The sequence below is a fragment of the Cognaticolwellia mytili genome, assembly GCF_002104475.1.
Taxonomy (GTDB): domain Bacteria; phylum Pseudomonadota; class Gammaproteobacteria; order Enterobacterales; family Alteromonadaceae; genus Cognaticolwellia; species Cognaticolwellia mytili.
The window spans coordinates 184,215-203,535 of the sequence record NZ_NBOF01000002.1; the positions used below are offsets into that span (position 1 = coordinate 184,215).

The following is a 19,321-nucleotide window of genomic DNA, read 5'->3' on the forward strand; positions in this document are numbered from 1 at the left end:
AATTCCACTTACTTTGTTAAACTAAAACATCGAGTTTTCATTTACAGGCAATTTAATACTGATAAATAGGGAGAAGAATATGAGGTGTTTAGTTAGTCACTTTTTAATCAACAAACGTTAAGTAAGTTCAAAAAAGTGCCAATTGACTCTGCGCTTCATTAGGTTCTTTATTTGAAAATCCAAGTGACAACCCAATTAAGCGAACTTTTCGACTATCCGCGCGAGTCATTGCTCGTTGCAGTAATTCAATAAAGACATCTTCGCGACAGCTGTTAGATTGCACATCAACAGTTGTTTGCTGAAAGTCAGCAAACTTAATTTTTACCGTTTGCTTTACAATACTACGATCAGCATGCTTTTCTAAGCGCAGTAAAAGTTTACTGAATAAGTTGCTAAGTATTTGACGGCACTGCTCAATTGAATCAATGTCTTGTGCTAGTGTAGTTTCAATAGCTAACGATTTTCGTACTCGCTCAGTTTCAAGTGCCCTTTGATCAATACCAAAACTTCGCATATATAGTGAATTAGCAAACTTACCAACGATAGTATGTAATTTAGCCACAGAGCTTATTCGAATATCTGCACAAGTTTCAAAGCCAGCAGCTAATAGCTTTTCGCCGGTTTTAGGACCAATACCAGGTATTTTTCTTAAAGGCATTTCCGCAACAAAATTGTCAACTTGATCAGGGGGGATAACACATTGACCATTAGGCTTGTTTTCATCACTAGCAATTTTAGCAAGAAATTTATTCGGTGCAATTCCTGCTGATGCAGTAAGCCCAAGTTCTCGAAAAATATCAGCTCGAATTTGTTTGGCAATTAACGTCGCGCTTCCCGAGCAAAAATCAGCATCAGTCACATCCAAGAAAGCTTCATCTAACGATAAAGGTTCAATAATGTCAGTGTAACGTAAAAATATAGCTCGAATTTGCTGTGAAACTTGCTGATAAACAGACATTCTGCCATCAATAATGACTAAGTCAGGACATAAGGCTTTTGCTCGACTATTTGGCATTGCTGAACGGACACCAAATTCTCGTGCTTTATAATTACAGGTACACAAAACACTACGCGCACCATTGCCACCTACTGCTATCGGTACATCACGCAACTGAGGATTATCTCGCATTTCAACTGCGGCATAAAAACAATCCATATCTACATGAATGATCTTCCTAACCTTGTTAATTGCTTGCCTCACTATTTGCTACCTATAAATGAATGCCTTTAAATAAAAACAACACACAAACTGTATATAAAAACAGTATACCTATTTTATCGCTAGGTACAAGTTATCAATCATTGACTGTTTTGAAGAAAAAACTTTAATAAACATAATTTCTAGGCAAATAAAGCAAGAGTTACCAGCAGAACTTTCTTTTAGTGCAAAGATAAGCTAATTTAGCGCGGCTTTAATCATCATTATTTTAGGAAACGACTTTGCTAAAGCAATTCACCTCAACACTATTACTTTCCCTTTCACTGATGCTATTCAGTGTCACGGTAAATTTTTGCTTGGCGCACACCAGTGATATCAACAAAGCAACACTTTCCCTTGAGGGCTCAGAGCAATATCAATTGACCATTACCGTAGATATTTTACACCTGCTAAAGAATTACCAAAACATAATAGGTGATGATACTAAAGTGATAGAAAGTTTGAGCGCTATGTCATTTAGTCAGCAAAAGCAGTTATTAGATAATCTCCACAATGATTTAACTCAGCAAACCTACATTCGTTTTGCTCATCCAAAAAACAATGTAGACGATGAAATAAAAGATAACGCTATGCTTGTGCAAAGCTATGAACAGAATATAAACCTGCTAAGTGGTTTATCACTGAGCCAGTTAAAGAAAACTCTTTCTTTAACTGATGAAAGGACCAATACGCAAACTGAGCTGCATACTGCTGGGAGAATACCAAATGGGGCTGATTCGGTAAGTGTGCAATTTTCACCTTTGTTATCAGATGTGCAATTAACAGTTATTAGACCAAAACATGATTTAGTCTCAAATAATGAGTTCAGCGAAAATTTTAAAGTTACTATTAGTGAAAGTGAATCAAGCAGTACGATTAACTCATCAATTAAGGTGACAAAAGACTATATCGTGCAAGGGTTTGTTCATATTTTGCCTCGCGGCCTTGATCACATCCTTTTTGTGCTCGCATTATTTTTATTTGCCAAAAGCTTCTCAACCCTACTTTGGCAGGTTTCAGCTTTTACACTAGCTCATACCATCACTCTAGCGCTGGGCATTTATGGCATAGTGCAATTGCCAAGCGCTATTGTTGAACCCCTAATAGCGCTTTCTATTTTATATGTGGCACTAGAGAACATTTATCTAGCTAAATCAACCACTGTTAGTCACACGCGTATGCCAGTAATATTTGCCTTTGGTCTATTACATGGTTTGGGCTTTGCGTCAGTGCTAAGTGATGTAGGGCTACCAGAGAGCCAATATGCCTTAAGTCTGATCTCATTCAATATTGGTGTTGAGTTAGGGCAACTTAGCGTTATCTGTATTGCTTTCTTATGTTTGGCACCAATAATGAAAAAGCAGTGGTATCAGTCGACAGTAGTTAAAGCACTTAACATTGGTATTGCTATAACGGCGGCATACTGGGTAATTGAGCGAGTGTTCTAATCTAAAGTGCATATTCGCGCTTTCGGATCGATATACATGGACGTATTAATGCTGTGAACGCAAGGATGCCTAAGAACGGCCATGCACTCACGAGATACCATTCATCGACGTGCATGGATGCACTAATGCCGTGGAGCCATGGATGGCTAAGAACGGCCTGAATATATACGCTCATGTGCATCCATGCACTCGCCTTATACCGTACATCGTGTACATAAAAAAGGTGAGCTAAGCTCACCTTTTTGTTATTACTTTATGGTCATAGCCAAGCGCTATTACCATCAATAACCTAAATGTTTTTTACACTAATATCGCCAACTTCTAGCGCAGCTACTCGCTCACGCTCTTGACGCTTCTCACATGGATTATCGCAGTTACACGACTTTTCAATACCCACATTAGCTAAGCCACCACAGCTGCCTGCTAAGGTTTTCTTTTGAAAAATATAACCAACAGCCATTGCCATAACAATAACGAGAAAAAAGCCTAAGGTGATTAAAAACATAGCCATAATGAGTACAAACCTATTTAATAATATTTTATTGCATTGATTAATAAATCAAATACTGAGTAATTTACTTAACCGAATTGAAAGCATGCAAACCTACTTGAGGTATTGCATGAATTTTACCGTGCTTTGCTCAACAAAGCCATGATCTGTTTTCGCAATAATGTATGCCGCAAGTTCATTTTCCTTTGCAAATGCCAACGCTTTCTCTTCTCCCATTACCATCATCGCAGTTGATAACCCGTCTGCAGTCATAGAAGATGGGTGTATCACTGTAACAGAGACCAGTTTATGGCTAATTGGCTTGCCTGTTTCTGGGTCTATGATATGCGAAAATCGTTGACCATCAGCTTCAAAATAAATTCGGTAATCACCTGACGTTGCTACTGCATTATCTTTGGGAATAATTATTTGATGAACTGCACGTTCAGTACTCAAAGGCTTTTCTATGGCAACATGCCAAAGCTCTCCGGTATGTTTAAAGCCCTTAAGACGCATTTCTCCGCCTATTTCCACTAAGTAGTCATTGATACCATTCATTTCAATAAACTCAGCAACTAAGTCAACACCATAGCCTTTAGCAATAGTCGATAAGTCCACATAAAGATCAGGAATAGTTTTAGCTAACATGCCGTTTTCAAAAGTTAGCTTATCTAAACCAATGCGTGCTCTAGTGCTTGCTAATAGCTCATTACTTGGCACCGTTTCTGGGCGATATTCTGGGCCGAATCCCCATAAATTAACCAAAGGCCCAACGGTAACATCAAGTGCACCATTGCTTAATTCGCCTAAACGTATTGCTTCTTTAATTACTCTAGCTAAACCTTTAGAAACCTTAGTCGACTCGAGTGAAGTTGACTGGTTAAATTGTGATAATTCTGAATCGGCAATGTAAGTCGACATTTCCTGATTTAGCTGTTTAAGTTGCTCATCAATACCTTGTTGTAATTTAGCTGTGTCAACGTTTTCACCGACAACTTTAATATTATAAGTTGTACCCATCGTTTTACCCTGTAGGTAATATTCCTGCCGAGCAAGATCATTACTTGGAAAACAACCACTGAGCACAAATACCGCAAGTGTTGCTAAAACCAGCTTAATTCTATATTGCATAACAATATCCTTTATAAAATTTAATTTAGCTAAAACCACTGTTCACTTGGCAGAAGGCCACAGTGCTTTTAGCTAAAGTAAATAATTTTGGTTATCTGAGTTTTTCTTATAAATATTAAAAAGACGACCGAAGTCGCCTTTTATCTTAGCTTAACAATTGGCAAGCTTAGGTAGCTTTTCAGCTCGAAGCTAGTTCACTTTAGAGCAAAGAGAAGGCGCAGAGTTGACGTTAGTCAATGAGCACCTTCGATGCAGCTAATAAGGGAAATAGCAAAGAGAAAAAAGTTACCCTATGTTAGCCACCAAAGTCATCTAACATGATGTTCTCATCTTCAACACCAAGATCTTTCAACATATGAATAACCGCAGCGTTCATCATTGGAGGACCACACATGTAGTACTCACAATCTTCTGGCGCTTCATGATCTTTTAAGTAGTTTTCATGAAGTACATTGTGGATGAAACCTGTCATGCCATCCCAGTTATCTTCGGGTTGTGGGTCTGATAACGCAACATGCCATTCGAAGTTATCATTATCAGCCGCAAGGCCATTGTAATCATCTTCATAGAACATTTCACGTTTAGAACGAGCACCATACCAGAACGACATTTTACGTTTAGACTGCAAACGCTTAAGTTGATCGAAGATATGTGAACGCATTGGCGCCATACCAGCACCACCACCGATAAATACCATTTCGTTATCAGTTTCTTTCGCGAAGAACTCGCCAAATGGACCTGAAATAGTTACTTTATCACCAGCTTTTAAGCTAAAGATATAAGACGACATTTTACCTGCTGGTAAATGTAAACGTCCAGGAGGCGGCGTAGCAATACGCACGTTAAGCATAATAATGCCTTCTTCCTCTGGATAGTTGGCCATTGAATACGCACGTAACGTTGGCTCATCTACTTTTGATTCAACATCAAAAAAGCCAAAATGATTCCAATCACCTTTGTATTGGTCATCAATATCAAAGTCGCTATATTTTACATGATGCGCCGGCGCTTCAATTTGAATATAACCACCAGCTTTAAATGGTACAGATTCACCATTAGGAATTTGTAACTTAAGTTCTTTAATGAACGTTGCTTGGTTATCGTTAGAGATAACTTCACATTCCCATTGTTGAACACCGAAGATTTCATCTTCAAGTACAATATCCATGTCTTGTTTAACAGCCACTTGACATGCTAAACGACAACCTTCTTTTGCTTCACGCTTAGTGATATGACCTAATTCAGTTGGTAAAATATCGCCACCACCTGAATGAATGTCAACACGACATTGGCCACAAGTACCACCGCCACCACATGCTGACGGTACAAAAATACCTTGGTCAGCAAGCGCGCCTAAAAGCTTTCCACCTGCAGCAGTTGTTACTGCTTTTTCTGGATCGCCATTGATGCTAATCGTAACGTCACCTGTAGAAACTAACTTAGATTTAGCGAATAAAATCACCATCACTAACGCTAGTACTATCAAGGTAAACATCGATACGCCGAGAATAATTATTTCCATCGACTTTTCCTTTAATCTTCTTTAAGGGTTTTAGCTACGCCATTCACACTAAAATGAAAGCAAGCTAAAACCGACATTAACCTAAAGTGAAATACCACCGAAAGAAAGAAAGCCGAACGCCATCAATCCTGCAGTAATAAACGTAATACCTAAGCCTTTTAAGCCATTAGGTACATCTGAGTATTTCATCTTTTCGCGAAGTCCAGCCATCAATACAATAGCTAACATCCAACCAACACCTGAGCCAATGCCGTAAACAACACTTTCGCCAAGAGTTAGGTTTTTCGCAACCATGAATGAAACGCCACCGAAGATTGCACAGTTAACTGTGATCAACGGTAAGAAAATACCAAGCGCTTGATATAAAGCTGGGAAGTATTTATCTAGTACCATTTCAAGAATTTGTACTAATGCCGCAATCACACCGATAAACGTAATGAAAGACAAAAAGCTTAAATCAATAGAATCTGCTGGGTCAGTAACACCCATCAAACTATCTAACGCACCAGGCGCTAAAATTGCTTGATAAATGATTTGGTTAGCAGGTACAGCAATACCTAATACCACAACAACCGCAACACCTAAACCAATTGCTGTGCTTACTTTCTTAGAAACAGCTAAGAATGTACACATACCAAGGAAGAAGGTTAATGCCATATTTTCAATAAATATGGTTTTAACAAATAAACTTAAATAATGTTCCATGACTGCTTAGTCCTTCTCTACTTGTTCTGGTTTCCACTGGCGAATTGCCCAGATGATTAAACCGATAATGAAGAATGAACTGAATGGTAAGACTAATAAGCCATTACCTTGGTACCAGCCACCGTTTTGAATAAGAGGTAAAATCTCCATTCCAAAAATTTGACCAAAACCAAATAGTTCGCGGAAAAAAGCAACAATCATTAAGACTGCACCGTAACCTAAGCCGTTACCTAAACCATCAAGGAAACTTACGCCTGGCTTTTCTTTCATCGCAAATGCTTCAGCACGACCCATTACAATACAGTTAGTAATGATCAAACCAATGTATACAGAAAGCTCTTTCGATAACTGGTATGAAAATGCTTTTAATACTTGGTCAACCACGATTACTAACGAGGCAATAATTGCCATTTGTACGATAATACGAACACTTGAAGGTATTTGATTACGAATCAACGAGATAAATAAGTTAGAGAATGCCGTTACTATCATTACCGCAATCGTCATAACTAAGGCGTTAGCCATGTTACTTGTTACAGCAAGTGCAGAACATACACCTAAAACTTGTAAAGCAATTGGGTTGTTATCAGCTACAGGGCCAAATAAAACCTTTTTAGTATCTGTAGACATTATTTCAATCCTCCAGCGCGATAGTTAGTAATAAATGGGCCGTAACCTTCTTTACCTAACCAAAAGCGTATAGTACGCTCAACACCATTACTGGTTAATGTTGCACCTGATAAAGCATCTACACCGTGAATGTCGCCAGCTTTAGCGCCACCTTTAACAATTTTAATTGCTACGTTGTTTTGCTCATCAAACATTTTCTTACCTGGCCATAAAGCTTTCCATCTTGGGTTTAGTACTTCAGCACCAAGTCCAGGAGTTTCTTTAAGGTCAGAGTAAATAACACTTTTAACGGTATTCATATCAGATTCTAAACCGATAAAACCATACATTAGGTCCCATAAGCCAGAGCCAACGATAGGTAATACAATCGTAGATACTTTACCTTGTTCATCTTTAACAAAATAAACAACAGCGTTATCAGCACGACGGCTTAAACCAGCAATATCGTTTTCAGGTTTTGAACTTTTTGCTTTATCACGAGCATCGGCACGTTCTTCAAACATATCAACATCACCTTCAACAACTTTACCTGTTTCCAAGTTAATCATTTTAGCGTCGACATATTTGTTGTAAGTACCAACAATATCGTTACCTGCAAGCTCTAATAAGCCAGAAGTTTCTAAAATCTTAGTTTGCTTATCAAGCAACTTGTTCGCTGTTTGTAGTGGCTTTAAAGCTACTGCAGAAACAGAAACTAGTGCAGCACAAACTAAACAAACAACAAATACAAAACCAACCGTTTTGCCAAACGTTTCTTTATTACTAGACATTGCGAGCAAGCCTCCGTTTGATGTTCCCTTGAACGACAAAGTAGTCGAAAAGCGGCGCAAATAAGTTAGCGAATAAAATGGCTAACATCATGCCTTCTGGGAATGCAGGGTTAACAACACGTACTAGTACTACCATGATGCCAACAAGCGCACCAAACCAGTATTTACCAGTATTAGTGAATGACGCTGAAACTGGGTCAGTTGCCATAAACATCATACCAAAGGCAAAACCACCAGTAACTAAGTGCCAGTACCAAGGCATAGCAAACATTGCATTCGTGTCGCTTCCAATAGCATTAAGTAGCATTGACATAGCAACCATACCGCCGAACACACCTAACACGATGCGCCATGACGCAATACCTTTATAAAGGATATATGCACCACCAAGTAAAATCATCGCAGTAGAAACTTCACCAACAGAACCTGGAATATAACCCCAGAAAGCGTTCCACCAGTCAGCGTTAACTGAATAATCTAAAAGACCTTGGTTCGCAGCACTAAGTGCTGTTGCACCAGAGAAACCATCAGCAGCAACCCATACAGCGTCGCCTGAGATTTCACTTGGGTAAGCAAAGAATAAAAACGCACGACCCGCTAATGCTGGGTTCAAGAAGTTTTTACCTGTACCACCGAATACTTCTTTGGCAATAACAATACCAAAAGTAATACCGATAGCTGCTTGCCACAATGGAATTGTTGCCGGTAGGATTAATGCGAACAGAATAGAGCTTACGAAGAAACCTTCGTTCACTTCATGCTTACGAACTGTCGCAAACAATACTTCCCAAAAACCACCAACAATAAATACCGTTGCGTAAATAGGTAAGAAGAACATAGCGCCGTAAAGCATCATGCTAAACCAGCCAGAGTCAGCCGCTAAGCTACCACCTACTAATTCAAACAAACCTACTTGCCATGTATCAGGTAAAGAATAACCAGCAACTAATGCTTCGGTCGCTTGGAAACCAATATTGTACATACCCCAGAACATGGCAGGGAAAACCGCTAGCCATACTGTGATCATGATACGTTTAAGATCAATACTGTCACGAACGTGAGTTTGACCTTTGTTCACTTGACCCGGAGTAAATAACCCCGTAGCTACGGCTTCGTAAAGCGCGTACCAAGTTTCAAGCTTACCGCCTTTTTCAAATTGCGGTTCGATATCTTCAAAAAACTTTTTCAAGCCCATGACTAACCTTCCTTCTCAATTGTGGTTAGGCAATCACGAAGGATCACACCGTAATCTGTTTTACCAGGGCAAACAAACGTACATAAAGCTAAATCTTCTTCATCTAACTCTAAAGCACCAAGTTGTTGCGCGCCGTCAGTATCACCGGCACATAAATCACGCAATAACATAGTTGGTAAAATGTCTAACGGCATAACACGTTCAAAATTACCAATTGGTACCATAGAACGAGGGCTACCATTAGTCGTGGTCGTCATATTAAACAACTTCTTAGAGAAGAAGTGAGACATATAAGCACGAGTAACAGAGAATTTATTTGGACCTGGGTACATGTAACCAATAAACTCTTTTTCTCTACCTTCTAAAAGAAGAGATACTTGAGTGTGGTAACGACCTAAATAGCCGTGTACGCCAGAAGCAACTGAGCCCAACAAAAGTGAACCAGAAACAATACACAGCTCGCCTTCAAGCGTTTCATTTGCCGTTAAATCAGCAGCATTGGCCCCTAAAGTTGTACGAACCAAACGAGGATTCTTTGCTGCAGGACCAGCTAAAGAAATTACTCGATTGCTATCAAGTTCGCCAGTAACAAACAACTTACCAATGGCAATAACATCTTGATAACCTGCGTGCCACGCAACCTTATCAGCACTTACTGGCTTCAAGAAATGCATGTGCGTACCAACTAAACCAGCAGGATGTTTGCCAGCAAATTCATTTACCTTGGCAGATGAATTAACAGCAATATCAGCACCTGGTGCTTTACTAACGAAAACTTCACCGTCAGTTAAGCGCGACAAAACGGTTAAACCGTTAATGAATGCTTCACTTTGTTCGGCAATAATAATCGCAGGGTCGCCAGCCAATGGATTAGTATCCATTGCACTTACAAATATAGCGGTTGGCGTTGCATCAACTGCAGGAACTTTACTGAATGGACGCGTACGTAATGCTGTCCACAAACCTGAATTTACTAGGTTTGCAACAACATCTTCACGAGCAATTGAGTTAAGTTCGCTAGCGGTAAAACTGCTAAACGTTTCTTGCTCATTGCCATCTACTTCGATAACAACTGACTGCAATACGCGTTTTTCGCCACGATTAATTTCTTTAACAACACCTGAAGCTTGAGCTGTGAATTTAACGCCAGGATTCTTTTTATCTTCAAAAAGTGCCTGACCTTTTTTAACGCTATCTCCAACCTTAACGAACATGGTTGGGCGCATACCCACAAACTCTTCACCTAATGTTGCAACGGTTTTGATGGACGGACCATCATGGATTACCTGCTGGGGGGCGCCTACTACAGGAACGTCCAGACCTTTTTTTATTGTAATCATAAACACTTGCACTACTTTTGATGGGAGTATCAAAATCAATTATTTATTTACTTAACTGCGCTCAGCTATTACAAAACCTTTGCAAGTTAATGTAATTATCGCAGTTAAGTAACACAAATGACCGATTTCAGTGTATTTCAGTAAAATCTTAATTTGTAATTAGCAAATTAAGCTTCACTGGCTCTAGTTAAAATTTCTGGCGCGATTCTAGCACAAAATCACCTTTTTATTCTATGTTAAGCACGACAATAAATAACAATTTAGACGAATTATCTATATTTTGGGCGATTATCAGACAAAAACTTCTTTTTTGGCCGGAAATTTCAACAATTAAGTATATATGCAGCTTGAAATTTACCTATTGACCCTAAATAATAAATCGTGCTTTTTCAGTTTTATTTACAATAAAGTTTGATGAACAGACATAAAAAAACCGACTTAGTTGTCGGTTTTTTTATATTAATGAGTTAAATCACTCATTAGGCAATAAAACGGTTACTTAAACCAAGTTGTTAATTGCTAACTCAGGGCTAACATCAGCGTCATAGTCAACGCCATCAACGTTAAAGCCAAATAACTTCAAGAATTCACCATGGTAATTAGCGTAATCAGTTAACTCATCAATAGTGTCTGTATCAACGGTATTCCAAATTTCTGTCACTCGGTCTTGAACGCTATCTTCAAGCTCTTTATAGTTTTGGAATAAACGACCACCATCATCTAAACGCGGTGATTCACCATATAAATTTTCACGGAACAAATCTTGAATTTGCTCAATACAACCTTGATAAGTACCATCAGCTTTCATCACTTTAAACATTGCTGAAATATATAAAGGCATAATTGGAATTGCCGAGCTTGCCTGTGTTACTACCGCATTTAAAGACGTAACATGAGCTTCGCCTGCAAGTTCTTTAGTGCTTTCTTTAATCGCTGCTGCTGCTCTATCAAGATCTTCTTTTGCACGACCAATAGTCGCATGGCCGTATATTGGCCAAGTTAATTTTTTACCAATATACGTATAAGAAGTGGTTTTAAAACCATTAGCAAGCACGCCAGCTTCTTGTAAAGCTTTGATCCAAAGCTCCCAATCTGCACCGCCCATCACATCGATAGTGCCTTGAATATCAGCCTCAGTTGCCGCTTCAACAGATACAGAATCAATCACACGTTTTGAAGTATTTAAATTCTTAGTAGTAACACTTTGTCCAATTGGCTTAAGCGTTGAAGAATAGACTTCACCGGTATCAGGATCTGTTCGTCGAGGTGATGCCAAGCTGTAGATAACTAGGTCAATTTCACCTAATTCAGCTTTAATAGTTTCGATAGCTTTTGCTTTAATTTCATGAGAAAAAGCATCGCCATTAATATTTTTTGACCAGATACCAGCGTCATCAGCTGCAGCTTGAAATGCTGCAGTATTATACCAACCGGCAGAAGCCGTTTTCTTTTCTGTTGGTGGCTTTTCAAAGAAAATACCTAAGGTTTTTGCATTATTGCCAAAAGCGGCTGTGATGCGTGACGATAAACCGTAACCAGTTGACGCACCAATCACCAAAACATTTTTAGGCTTAGCTGTCGCTTGAGTTTGACTTTTAACATAAGAAATTTGTTCATTAACGTGTGCAGCACAACCATTAGGGTGAGCGTTAGTACAAATAAAACCACGAATTTTTGGCTTAATAACCATAACAATACCTTTTTAACATCACTCTAGCCCCCAAACTTAAAAGCATTAATTAATGCTAGCAAGCTTTGTAATGCTTAGTGATAAATTGATTTTTAAAATGAAATTGCCGACTAGTTTACTCTTGCTTGAGCCATTAAGAGGTGCGACCAGTCGGAAAAATATGAAATTTATGAAAAATTAGCGATTTTCATAGTACGACTGCAACGTTAGCTTGTTAAATTCATGCATAGAAGCAAGGAATTCGCTATAAGATTGCCAAACCCGCGCAAAGTCTTTATCAGCAGCAACTTGCTCAACTATCAGCGCATCAGTATGCTGTTTTAGCGCTTGCATAACTTCCATAGGAAATTGACGCAATTGCACTTTATGCTCTTCGAGCAAAGTTTTTAATGCGGCGTTATTACGTGCGTTATATTCTGCCAATGTTGACTCATTAACAGCATTAGCCGCAACTTCAACAATAGCTTGCAAGTCAGCAGGTAAGGCATCAAATGCTTGTTGATTAATTAGAAACTCTAAACCTGTGCCGGGTTCATGCCAAACGGAAGAATAATAATAGTCAGCAGCTTGATAGAAACCAAAAGCCAAATCATTATAAGGCCCTACCCACTCAGTTGCATCAATAGCACCACTTTGTAGCGCAGAAAATATTTCGCCGCCTGTTAACGTTACTGGAATTGCGCCAGCACTTTTAAGTACTTCACCAGCAAGTCCTGGGATACGCATTTTCAAACCTTGTAAATCAGCAACTGAGTTAATTTCTTTTTTAAACCAGCCACCAAATTGTGCGCCAGAATTACCACCAGGTAATGGCTTGATGCCAAACGGCTGATACAACTCTTGCCAAAGCTCTATACCACCACCGTAATGCAACCAAGCATTAAACTCAGTCGCTGTCATACCAAATGGAATGGCACTAAAAATAGGGGCGGCTGGTATTTTTCCTTTCCAGTAGTATGAACCACTATGGCCCATTTGCACTGTGCCTTGCGACACCGCGTCAAATACTTCAAAACCTGGAACTAATTCACCTGCACCGTAAACTTTTACGGTTAAACGTCCGTTACTCATGGCGTTAACATGTTTTGCAAATTTTTCTGGCGCCATACCTAAACCAGGGAAATTCTTCGGCCAAGAGGTCACTAATTTCCAAGCAAACTTTTCTTGCTCAGGTTGTACATTACCTTCGGTAACTGCAGACGTTTTATTTTCACCACAACCAGTTAAAACAAACAATGAAAGGGCTAATACTGAAAAAGAACGGGTTATTTTTTTTATCATAATGCTATCCGTATATTACGTTGGGTAACCAAGTCACTAAACTCGGCCAATAAGCTAAAGTACACAATAATATTAACTGTATAATAATAAAAGGGATCACACCTTTATATATTGCAGAAGTTGGCACTGATTTATCGGCAACACCACGCAGATAAAATAATGCAAAGCCAAAAGGAGGTGTTAAAAAGGAGGTTTGTAAGTTCACTGCAATCATAATACCTAACCAAACTGGATCAAGTCCCATGGCAAGCAATACCGGTGCAACAATTGGCACTACAACAAAGGTTATTTCAATAAAGTCTAAAATAAAACCCAAAAGAAATATCACCAACATGACAATAAGTGTTGCACCGACAACCCCACCTGGCATTTGCTGAAAAAGCCCATGAACAAGTTCTTCACCGCCGAAGCCACGAAAAACCAGTGAAAATAGGCTTGCACCGATCAAAATCAAAAACACCATTGAAGTGATTTTAACGGTAGTTTGCATAACTGCGGTTAAATTGTCTTTCGATAATTGTTTTTTCCATAATGCTAACAACAAAGCCCCTGTTGCGCCTACTCCGGCGGCCTCTGTTGGCGTTGCAAAACCCAATAATATTGAACCTAGTACAGAAAACATTAATAACAATGGCGGTAACAATGCAGAAACAAACATAGCAATGGTAAGTTTTTGCTCAGTTTCATCATTGTTCAACTTTATACGTTTAGGAATGTCATCTGGTTTAAATACTGCGACAAATATGCAATATAAAATATAGAAAGCCACCAGTATCAAGCCAGGTATTACCGCACCGGCGAATAAATCCCCTACTGATACGGTTTTGGGATTAAATATTCCCATGGTTAATTGCGCTTTTTGATAAGCACTTGAGAGTACATCGCCCAGCAAAACCAAAGCAATTGAAGGAGGTATTATTTGTCCGAGCGTACCCGTTGCGCAAATAATACCAGACGAAAACGCCGGACTATAACCACGTTTTAACATCGTTGGTAGTGACAACAAACCCATAGTGACTACTGTAGCACCAACAATGCCAGTACTTGCTGCAAGCAACATGCCGACTAAAGTCACTGATATTGCTAAGCCCGCATTAAAACGACCAAATAATAAGGCCATGGCATTTAATAAGTTTTCGGCAACTTTCGAGCGTTCTAACATTGCGCCCATAAAAACAAATAATGGTACGGCTAATAAGGTTTGATTATTGAGTACACCATAAAGGCGATTTGGCAATGCATGTAAAAATGCCACTTCAAAAAAGCCGCTACTAACACCAATGCCAGCAAAAATTAGCGCAACACCCGCTAATGACAACGCAACAGGATAGCCCAGCAACAAAACACCACACACGGCGGCAAACATTAATAACGAGATATATTCCATTACTAAACCTCGTTCATAGTAAGTTTATTTGCAGAGATAATGACTAATAGATTACGTAAAACTTCTGCTAGCCCTTGAAAAAGCATAGTAACGGCAAGTGTTAGAATAAGTGTTTTATTAAGATAAACTAGCGGTAAACCACCAGCTTCAGAAGAACGTTCCATGATCTGCCATGCGGCTAAAACATAGTTAATACTAATAAAAAATATAAAGACACAAACTGGCATCAAAAGTACTAAGCCACCAATTAAATTGACCCACGCCTTTTGTATTAAAGAGAACTTTTGATAGAAAATATCAACACGTACGTGGCCATCGTGCTTTAAGGTATATGCCGCACCGAGCATAAATACAATGCCATGAAAATACAGCACTGATTCTTGCATCGCAATCCAGCCAAGATTAAAGCCGTAGCGCAATACAACAATAGTAAAGGTCAGTAAAACCATTAGCAGCGTCAACCAAGAAATCATTTTACCTAACATTTCAGTAAATGAATCGATAATGCGCACAAGCTTACTGGCAGTAGTTAGCAACATAGCTATTCCATTTCTTTTTATTATTTGAGTTTTGGAAGTTATACCGTCAAAAATTGTACCGTAGATACACGCTCCTGTACATCCATGCACCCGCGATATTGCCTACATGGATGTAGGTACTTAGTTTTTGTCTGGAACATAAAAACTGACCGTACTTCCTGTACATACACGCTCCTGTGCATCCATGCACCCGCGATATTGCCTACATGGATGTAGGTACTTAATTTTTGTCTGGAACATAAAAACTGACCGTACTTCCTGTACATACACGCTCCTGTGCATCCATGCACCCGCGATATACCGTACTTCCTGTACATAAAACAACACCGCTAATATAATATTAACGGTGCCTATGTAAAGTAACGATAATTTTACGCGAATTACATGAAAAAGTTATCCCGCCTTTTTACCGCCTCCTAAGCAATTTGGAGATAAAGGTGTATTATCTGCGTAATAATTTTGCCATTCGGTTTCAGTATAGGTATGTAGTGCCAAAGCATGTATTTTTTCAGCTAGCTCTGTAGCCAGCAAAGAATTAATGGCACGATGACGTTTAATCAAACGCTCACCTTCAAAATCCTCTGATACAATAATAACTTTAAAGTGTGATTCGCTACCCGGCGCAACGTTATGCTGATGGCTTTCATTGATGACATCGAGGTGGATGGGTGAAAATGCAGAAAGTAACTTTTCTTGGATTACAGCTTCTATTGTCATATTATTTTTCCTGGATTTGATCCGTTATCGACCACTATTAATTTTAGTCATTGTCGATAATTATGCCATCTATCTAGATGGCTGACTGCATAATTTCACATATTTATTTTTCGTTTATTAATTAATGACTGAACGCCAAAAGCTTTATCGGAAGGATAAAGTTAATGTTTAACAGTTACTTTTTAAATTGCCAATGAAGCTAGAGGTATGGTATTTATTGCTCATGGTTTACAAGCTAGTTCTGAAAGCACGATCATTAACCTTTTTTTAATACTCGATATACATAAACTAAACTCTCGTTTTCAACAAATCTGAACATCTGAAACTTTTATAGTTTCTGTTAGACAAAAAAACCGCCAATTTGCATTAGCGGTTTTTTATTTACGTTATTCCATTAATAGGAAAATTGTTATTACAATAACCGATTAACAATAGGACAGTTAATTATTATCCCACTAGAGCCATACGCTGAACCGCCAGGTCCAGTAATAAAACCGCGCTGAGCCATACCTAAAATAGCAAATTCTTCGGTCATTCGTGAGCGGTAACCGTTATCAATAGCTTCTTGCGTCCATTGACCTAAATTAAGATCCCAAAGAGGACTATAATCTGTTGCTATTGTTGGTATACCACCTAAAACATTAAGTGGTCCCCCTTCACCTAAAATCGCACTATTAAAACCTTGGCGCTGAGGATTAACTTCAGATTCAACATTTGACGGACCATTAGTAAAACCAAAAATTCGTTCAACAGCACTAAATAGTGAGTCATCACCACCAACACCAATATTAGCTAACGCAGGAGAATATATTGCTCCTTCTAGAGCCGCTGGTAATGCAGCAGAGGCGTCAGTTGATAGATACTGTACTGGGCGACCAAAACTAAAACCTAATGTTAACGCTAAAGTTACAGTACCTGGTTCACCGTTATCGCCAGGACAAATACTAACTACGCTATCATGCAACAACGCTTTTGCAGCTGCTTCTTGACCTTCAGGAATACCATCACAATAGGCAGATAGCTGGGTTTCGTTGGTATTGAAAGAAACCATTGGAGCATTGTATATATGATTTCTAGCATTAGATATTTTAACTAGTGGACTATAAAAGCCATCTTCATCACCGATATCTGTACCTATAGCACCAGGTGATATAGTTAATGCTGACAGCAGATTATTAACACCCGAAGCATCTGTTGAGCTAGATTCAACACTGCGCACCGTTGAAAAATCAACCGCACCACCTGATGTTATTAAAACACCATCTTGGTCATAAAATCCTCTTCGAACCGCTGAAGGATTAAAGCTATCACTAGAGTCTGAAACATCAGCAAAAGCTAGCTTCGCACTAAAGTTTAATCCTAATGCTTCGGCATTATCTTTATCCGAAGTATCCGTAACTATATACCAAAACCGTTGGCCATTTTGTGGGCCACCAGATTCTAAGCGTCCTTCATATAAAGGCAGAGTAACAGTTGCAGGATCTGTCTGTTGATCTACCGTTCCTGCCGTCAATAGCTGTAACGGACCAATTAAATTAGGATTAACTGATGATGGTGCTGGTCCAAAATAAGTCAACGGGATGTCAGAACCGACAGAAGGAGGACCAGGAGCAACATCATCTTCATCGCTATCAAATTCGGAAGGATTACCTGCCACTAATGTAAAAGCGTTAGTTTTACTGCTTGTACTATCAGCAAAATCCTGTGCTAAGCGACCACCAGCAACAGTAATGTCGGTTAACGTTGGTGGTGGTACTACACCTGCGGGTCCTTGGGGACCTGCAGGTCCAGTTGAACCGTCACCACCACATGCTGTAAGTGCTAATGATAACGCAGTAACACTTAGTATTTCTTTGGTATGTTTATTCATAATATTAATCTCTGTTTATTAAAGCTAAGTGTTTACAAAAAACGGTGAACGATTGGACAATTAATAATATTACCCGTTGAGCCATAGCGAGCACCGCCGGGCCCAGTAATAAATCCTCTCTCAACTAAGCCAAGAATTTGAAACTCTTCGGTTAACCGAGAAACATAATTCTTATCGACAGCTTCCTGGGTCCATTCACCTAAATTTAGATCCCATAACGGGCTATAATCTGTTGCTACAGTTGGAATACCACCAAGTACATTAAGTGGTCCACCTTCACCGGATAAAGCACTGAAGAAACCTTGTCGTTGAGGATTCACTTGATTTTCAACGGTATTAGTTGGGCCATTTATGAAGCCAAAAATACGTTCAACGGCACTAAATAACGAATCATCCGCACCAACAGCAACATCGCGTAGACCCGGGGCAAAAATTGCTCCTTCTAAAGCCGCAGGTAGTTCATTATTTGCATCAGTGCTTAAATAAAAGACCGGTTTAGCAAAGCTAAACCCTGAAGTTAATTCAAGAGTTACAGTGCCCTCTTCAGGACATATATTAACAACTTTGTCATGTACTAATGAGTAATCCGGCGTGCTATCACAAAAATCTAAATCTTCAGCACTGGTACCAAAAGCAATCATAGGGGCATTGTAAATATGTTCGCCAGCAGTGGTAATTTTGACTAACGGAGAATAAAGTTCGTCACCAACTGCTCCTGGTTGAAAACTACTTGGTGGAAATGCTGGAGCATCGGAATCAGTGCTATTTCCAGGGACGACACTGCGCTCAGGAGAAAAATCAACGGAGCCCCAATGAAACAACAAAGTACCGTCAAAGCTTGTTTCCGCAATCCTTACGGCACGTAAGTTATCAGCAAAAGCAAGTTTAGCGGCATGATTAATACCTAAAGCTTTTGCAACATCTGCATCGGTAGTATCTGTAATAACATACCAAACAGATTCGCCAGTTTCTTTTAATCGGCCTTCATATAGCGGTAACGTAATGGTACCCGCGTCAAAATCTATTTCGCCTGCGGTCAGTAATTGCAGCGGCCCAATAAGCTCTGGTTCAACACTAGATGGTGGTGGCCCAAAATACGTGACAGGAATATCTGTACCAATTGAAGGAGGAGATATCTGAGAATCATCATCTAGTTGTTGTGCCACTGTCTGTGTAGAGCCTAGTGCGAATAAAATACTAGAAACTAATGTTGCTATTCTTTTCATGTTGCTAACCTTTGCGAGTTAATAAGGGATCTCAACTATCATAAAGATAAAGCGTCACAGGACTGTCACAAAAGAATAACGACAACAAATAAATAGTGTCACAGAAAAAGAAAAACATCACGAAACTGTCACAAAAATAACAGCTCAATCAAAAACAAATAATCTCATCTATTACAGATACC

General features: G+C 39.2%; 17 protein-coding genes. 1 reads left to right on the forward strand and 16 read right to left on the reverse strand.

What is annotated here, in order from left to right:
• Nucleotides 1–127 precede the first annotated feature (127 nt).
• Complete coding sequence (gene dinB, locus B7C41_RS05755) at nt 128–1,201, reverse strand: DNA polymerase IV (protein ID WP_085297851.1); 1,074 nt, start codon at nt 1,199–1,201, stop codon at nt 128–130.
• 239 nt (nt 1,202–1,440) lie between these two features.
• On the opposite strand from dinB, the gene B7C41_RS05760 reads away from it, so the two are divergent.
• The gene (locus tag B7C41_RS05760) at nt 1,441–2,646 is read left to right on the forward strand and encodes a HupE/UreJ family protein (RefSeq protein WP_211279495.1); all 1,206 of its coding nucleotides are present in this window, start codon (nt 1,441–1,443) and stop codon (nt 2,644–2,646) included.
• A 289-nt stretch (nt 2,647–2,935) separates the two neighbouring features.
• Here the strand turns inward: B7C41_RS05760 and nqrM are convergent, their stop codons facing one another.
• The 15 genes from nqrM to B7C41_RS05835 all read right to left on the reverse strand — a co-directional run bounded on the left by nqrM (nt 2,936) and on the right by B7C41_RS05835 (nt 19,139).
• Complete coding sequence (gene nqrM / locus B7C41_RS05765; protein ID WP_085297852.1) at nt 2,936–3,157, reverse strand: (Na+)-NQR maturation NqrM; 222 nt, start codon at nt 3,155–3,157, stop codon at nt 2,936–2,938.
• Nucleotides 3,158–3,250: 93 nt separating this feature from the next.
• Nucleotides 3,251–4,267 (reverse strand): FAD:protein FMN transferase, encoded by a 1,017-nt coding sequence (locus B7C41_RS05770; RefSeq protein ID WP_085297853.1) that lies wholly within the window; start codon nt 4,265–4,267, stop codon nt 3,251–3,253.
• A gap of 295 nt (nt 4,268–4,562) precedes the next feature.
• Nucleotides 4,563–5,789: an NADH:ubiquinone reductase (Na(+)-transporting) subunit F gene (gene nqrF, locus B7C41_RS05775; protein ID WP_085297854.1), complete on the reverse strand. Its 1,227-nt coding sequence runs from the start codon at nt 5,787–5,789 to the stop codon at nt 4,563–4,565.
• An 81-nt stretch (nt 5,790–5,870) separates the two neighbouring features.
• A complete protein-coding gene (gene nqrE / locus B7C41_RS05780) occupies nt 5,871–6,494 on the reverse strand; it encodes an NADH:ubiquinone reductase (Na(+)-transporting) subunit E (RefSeq protein WP_085297855.1) in 624 nt (207 codons plus the stop codon).
• 6 nt (nt 6,495–6,500) lie between these two features.
• Entirely contained in the window at nt 6,501–7,124 is a 624-nt protein-coding gene (locus B7C41_RS05785; RefSeq protein WP_085297856.1) for an NADH:ubiquinone reductase (Na(+)-transporting) subunit D, read from the reverse strand.
• Nucleotides 7,124–7,894, reverse strand: coding sequence for a Na(+)-translocating NADH-quinone reductase subunit C (locus tag B7C41_RS05790; RefSeq protein ID WP_085297857.1), 771 nt, complete (start codon nt 7,892–7,894; stop codon nt 7,124–7,126). Before B7C41_RS05790 ends, B7C41_RS05785 begins: the two co-directional genes overlap by 1 nt.
• On the reverse strand, nt 7,887–9,089 hold the full coding sequence (locus B7C41_RS05795; protein ID WP_085297858.1) for an NADH:ubiquinone reductase (Na(+)-transporting) subunit B: 1,203 nt from the start codon (nt 9,087–9,089) through the stop codon (nt 7,887–7,889). Before B7C41_RS05795 ends, B7C41_RS05790 begins: the two co-directional genes overlap by 8 nt.
• Before the next feature lie 2 nt (nt 9,090–9,091).
• Nucleotides 9,092–10,429: a Na(+)-translocating NADH-quinone reductase subunit A gene (locus B7C41_RS05800; protein WP_085297859.1), complete on the reverse strand. Its 1,338-nt coding sequence runs from the start codon at nt 10,427–10,429 to the stop codon at nt 9,092–9,094.
• 499 nt (nt 10,430–10,928) lie between these two features.
• Nucleotides 10,929–12,119 carry an enoyl-ACP reductase FabV gene (gene fabV, locus B7C41_RS05805; protein WP_085297860.1) on the reverse strand — a complete coding sequence of 397 codons (1,191 nt, stop codon included), beginning with the start codon at nt 12,117–12,119 and terminating at the stop codon, nt 10,929–10,931.
• Between the two features lie 177 nt (nt 12,120–12,296).
• Nucleotides 12,297–13,400 carry a TRAP transporter substrate-binding protein gene (locus B7C41_RS05810; protein WP_085297861.1) on the reverse strand — a complete coding sequence of 368 codons (1,104 nt, stop codon included), beginning with the start codon at nt 13,398–13,400 and terminating at the stop codon, nt 12,297–12,299.
• Nucleotides 13,401–13,404: 4 nt separating this feature from the next.
• Nucleotides 13,405–14,787 carry a TRAP transporter large permease gene (locus tag B7C41_RS05815; protein ID WP_085297862.1) on the reverse strand — a complete coding sequence of 461 codons (1,383 nt, stop codon included), beginning with the start codon at nt 14,785–14,787 and terminating at the stop codon, nt 13,405–13,407.
• Between the two features lie 2 nt (nt 14,788–14,789).
• Nucleotides 14,790–15,326 carry a TRAP transporter small permease subunit gene (locus B7C41_RS05820; protein ID WP_085297863.1) on the reverse strand — a complete coding sequence of 179 codons (537 nt, stop codon included), beginning with the start codon at nt 15,324–15,326 and terminating at the stop codon, nt 14,790–14,792.
• 393 nt (nt 15,327–15,719) lie between these two features.
• The gene (locus B7C41_RS05825; protein WP_085297864.1) at nt 15,720–16,043 is read right to left on the reverse strand and encodes a BolA family protein; all 324 of its coding nucleotides are present in this window, start codon (nt 16,041–16,043) and stop codon (nt 15,720–15,722) included.
• 412 nt (nt 16,044–16,455) lie between these two features.
• On the reverse strand, nt 16,456–17,913 hold the full coding sequence (locus B7C41_RS05830; protein ID WP_143764311.1) for a DUF7482 domain-containing protein: 1,458 nt from the start codon (nt 17,911–17,913) through the stop codon (nt 16,456–16,458).
• Nucleotides 17,914–17,945: 32 nt separating this feature from the next.
• The gene (locus B7C41_RS05835; protein WP_085297865.1) at nt 17,946–19,139 is read right to left on the reverse strand and encodes a hypothetical protein; all 1,194 of its coding nucleotides are present in this window, start codon (nt 19,137–19,139) and stop codon (nt 17,946–17,948) included.
• Nucleotides 19,140–19,321: the final 182 nt, after the last annotated feature.

Coding starts and splice junctions, on each gene's coding strand:
- B7C41_RS05835 (WP_085297865.1), bottom strand. CDS start 19,139: ATGAAAAGAATAGCAACATTAGTTTCTAGTATTTTATTCGCACTAGGC.
- B7C41_RS05820 (WP_085297863.1), bottom strand. CDS start 15,326: ATGTTGCTAACTACTGCCAGTAAGCTTGTGCGCATTATCGATTCATTT.
- nqrF (WP_085297854.1), bottom strand. CDS start 5,789: ATGGAAATAATTATTCTCGGCGTATCGATGTTTACCTTGATAGTACTA.
- B7C41_RS05830 (WP_143764311.1), bottom strand. CDS start 17,913: ATGAATAAACATACCAAAGAAATACTAAGTGTTACTGCGTTATCATTA.
- B7C41_RS05810 (WP_085297861.1), bottom strand. CDS start 13,400: ATGATAAAAAAAATAACCCGTTCTTTTTCAGTATTAGCCCTTTCATTG.
- B7C41_RS05825 (WP_085297864.1), bottom strand. CDS start 16,043: ATGACAATAGAAGCTGTAATCCAAGAAAAGTTACTTTCTGCATTTTCA.
- B7C41_RS05790 (WP_085297857.1), bottom strand. CDS start 7,894: ATGTCTAGTAATAAAGAAACGTTTGGCAAAACGGTTGGTTTTGTATTT.
- B7C41_RS05770 (WP_085297853.1), bottom strand. CDS start 4,267: ATGCAATATAGAATTAAGCTGGTTTTAGCAACACTTGCGGTATTTGTG.
- fabV (WP_085297860.1), bottom strand. CDS start 12,119: ATGGTTATTAAGCCAAAAATTCGTGGTTTTATTTGTACTAACGCTCAC.
- B7C41_RS05815 (WP_085297862.1), bottom strand. CDS start 14,787: ATGGAATATATCTCGTTATTAATGTTTGCCGCCGTGTGTGGTGTTTTG.
- nqrE (WP_085297855.1), bottom strand. CDS start 6,494: ATGGAACATTATTTAAGTTTATTTGTTAAAACCATATTTATTGAAAAT.
- B7C41_RS05795 (WP_085297858.1), bottom strand. CDS start 9,089: ATGGGCTTGAAAAAGTTTTTTGAAGATATCGAACCGCAATTTGAAAAA.
- B7C41_RS05785 (WP_085297856.1), bottom strand. CDS start 7,124: ATGTCTACAGATACTAAAAAGGTTTTATTTGGCCCTGTAGCTGATAAC.
- nqrM (WP_085297852.1), bottom strand. CDS start 3,157: ATGGCTATGTTTTTAATCACCTTAGGCTTTTTTCTCGTTATTGTTATG.
- B7C41_RS05800 (WP_085297859.1), bottom strand. CDS start 10,429: ATGATTACAATAAAAAAAGGTCTGGACGTTCCTGTAGTAGGCGCCCCC.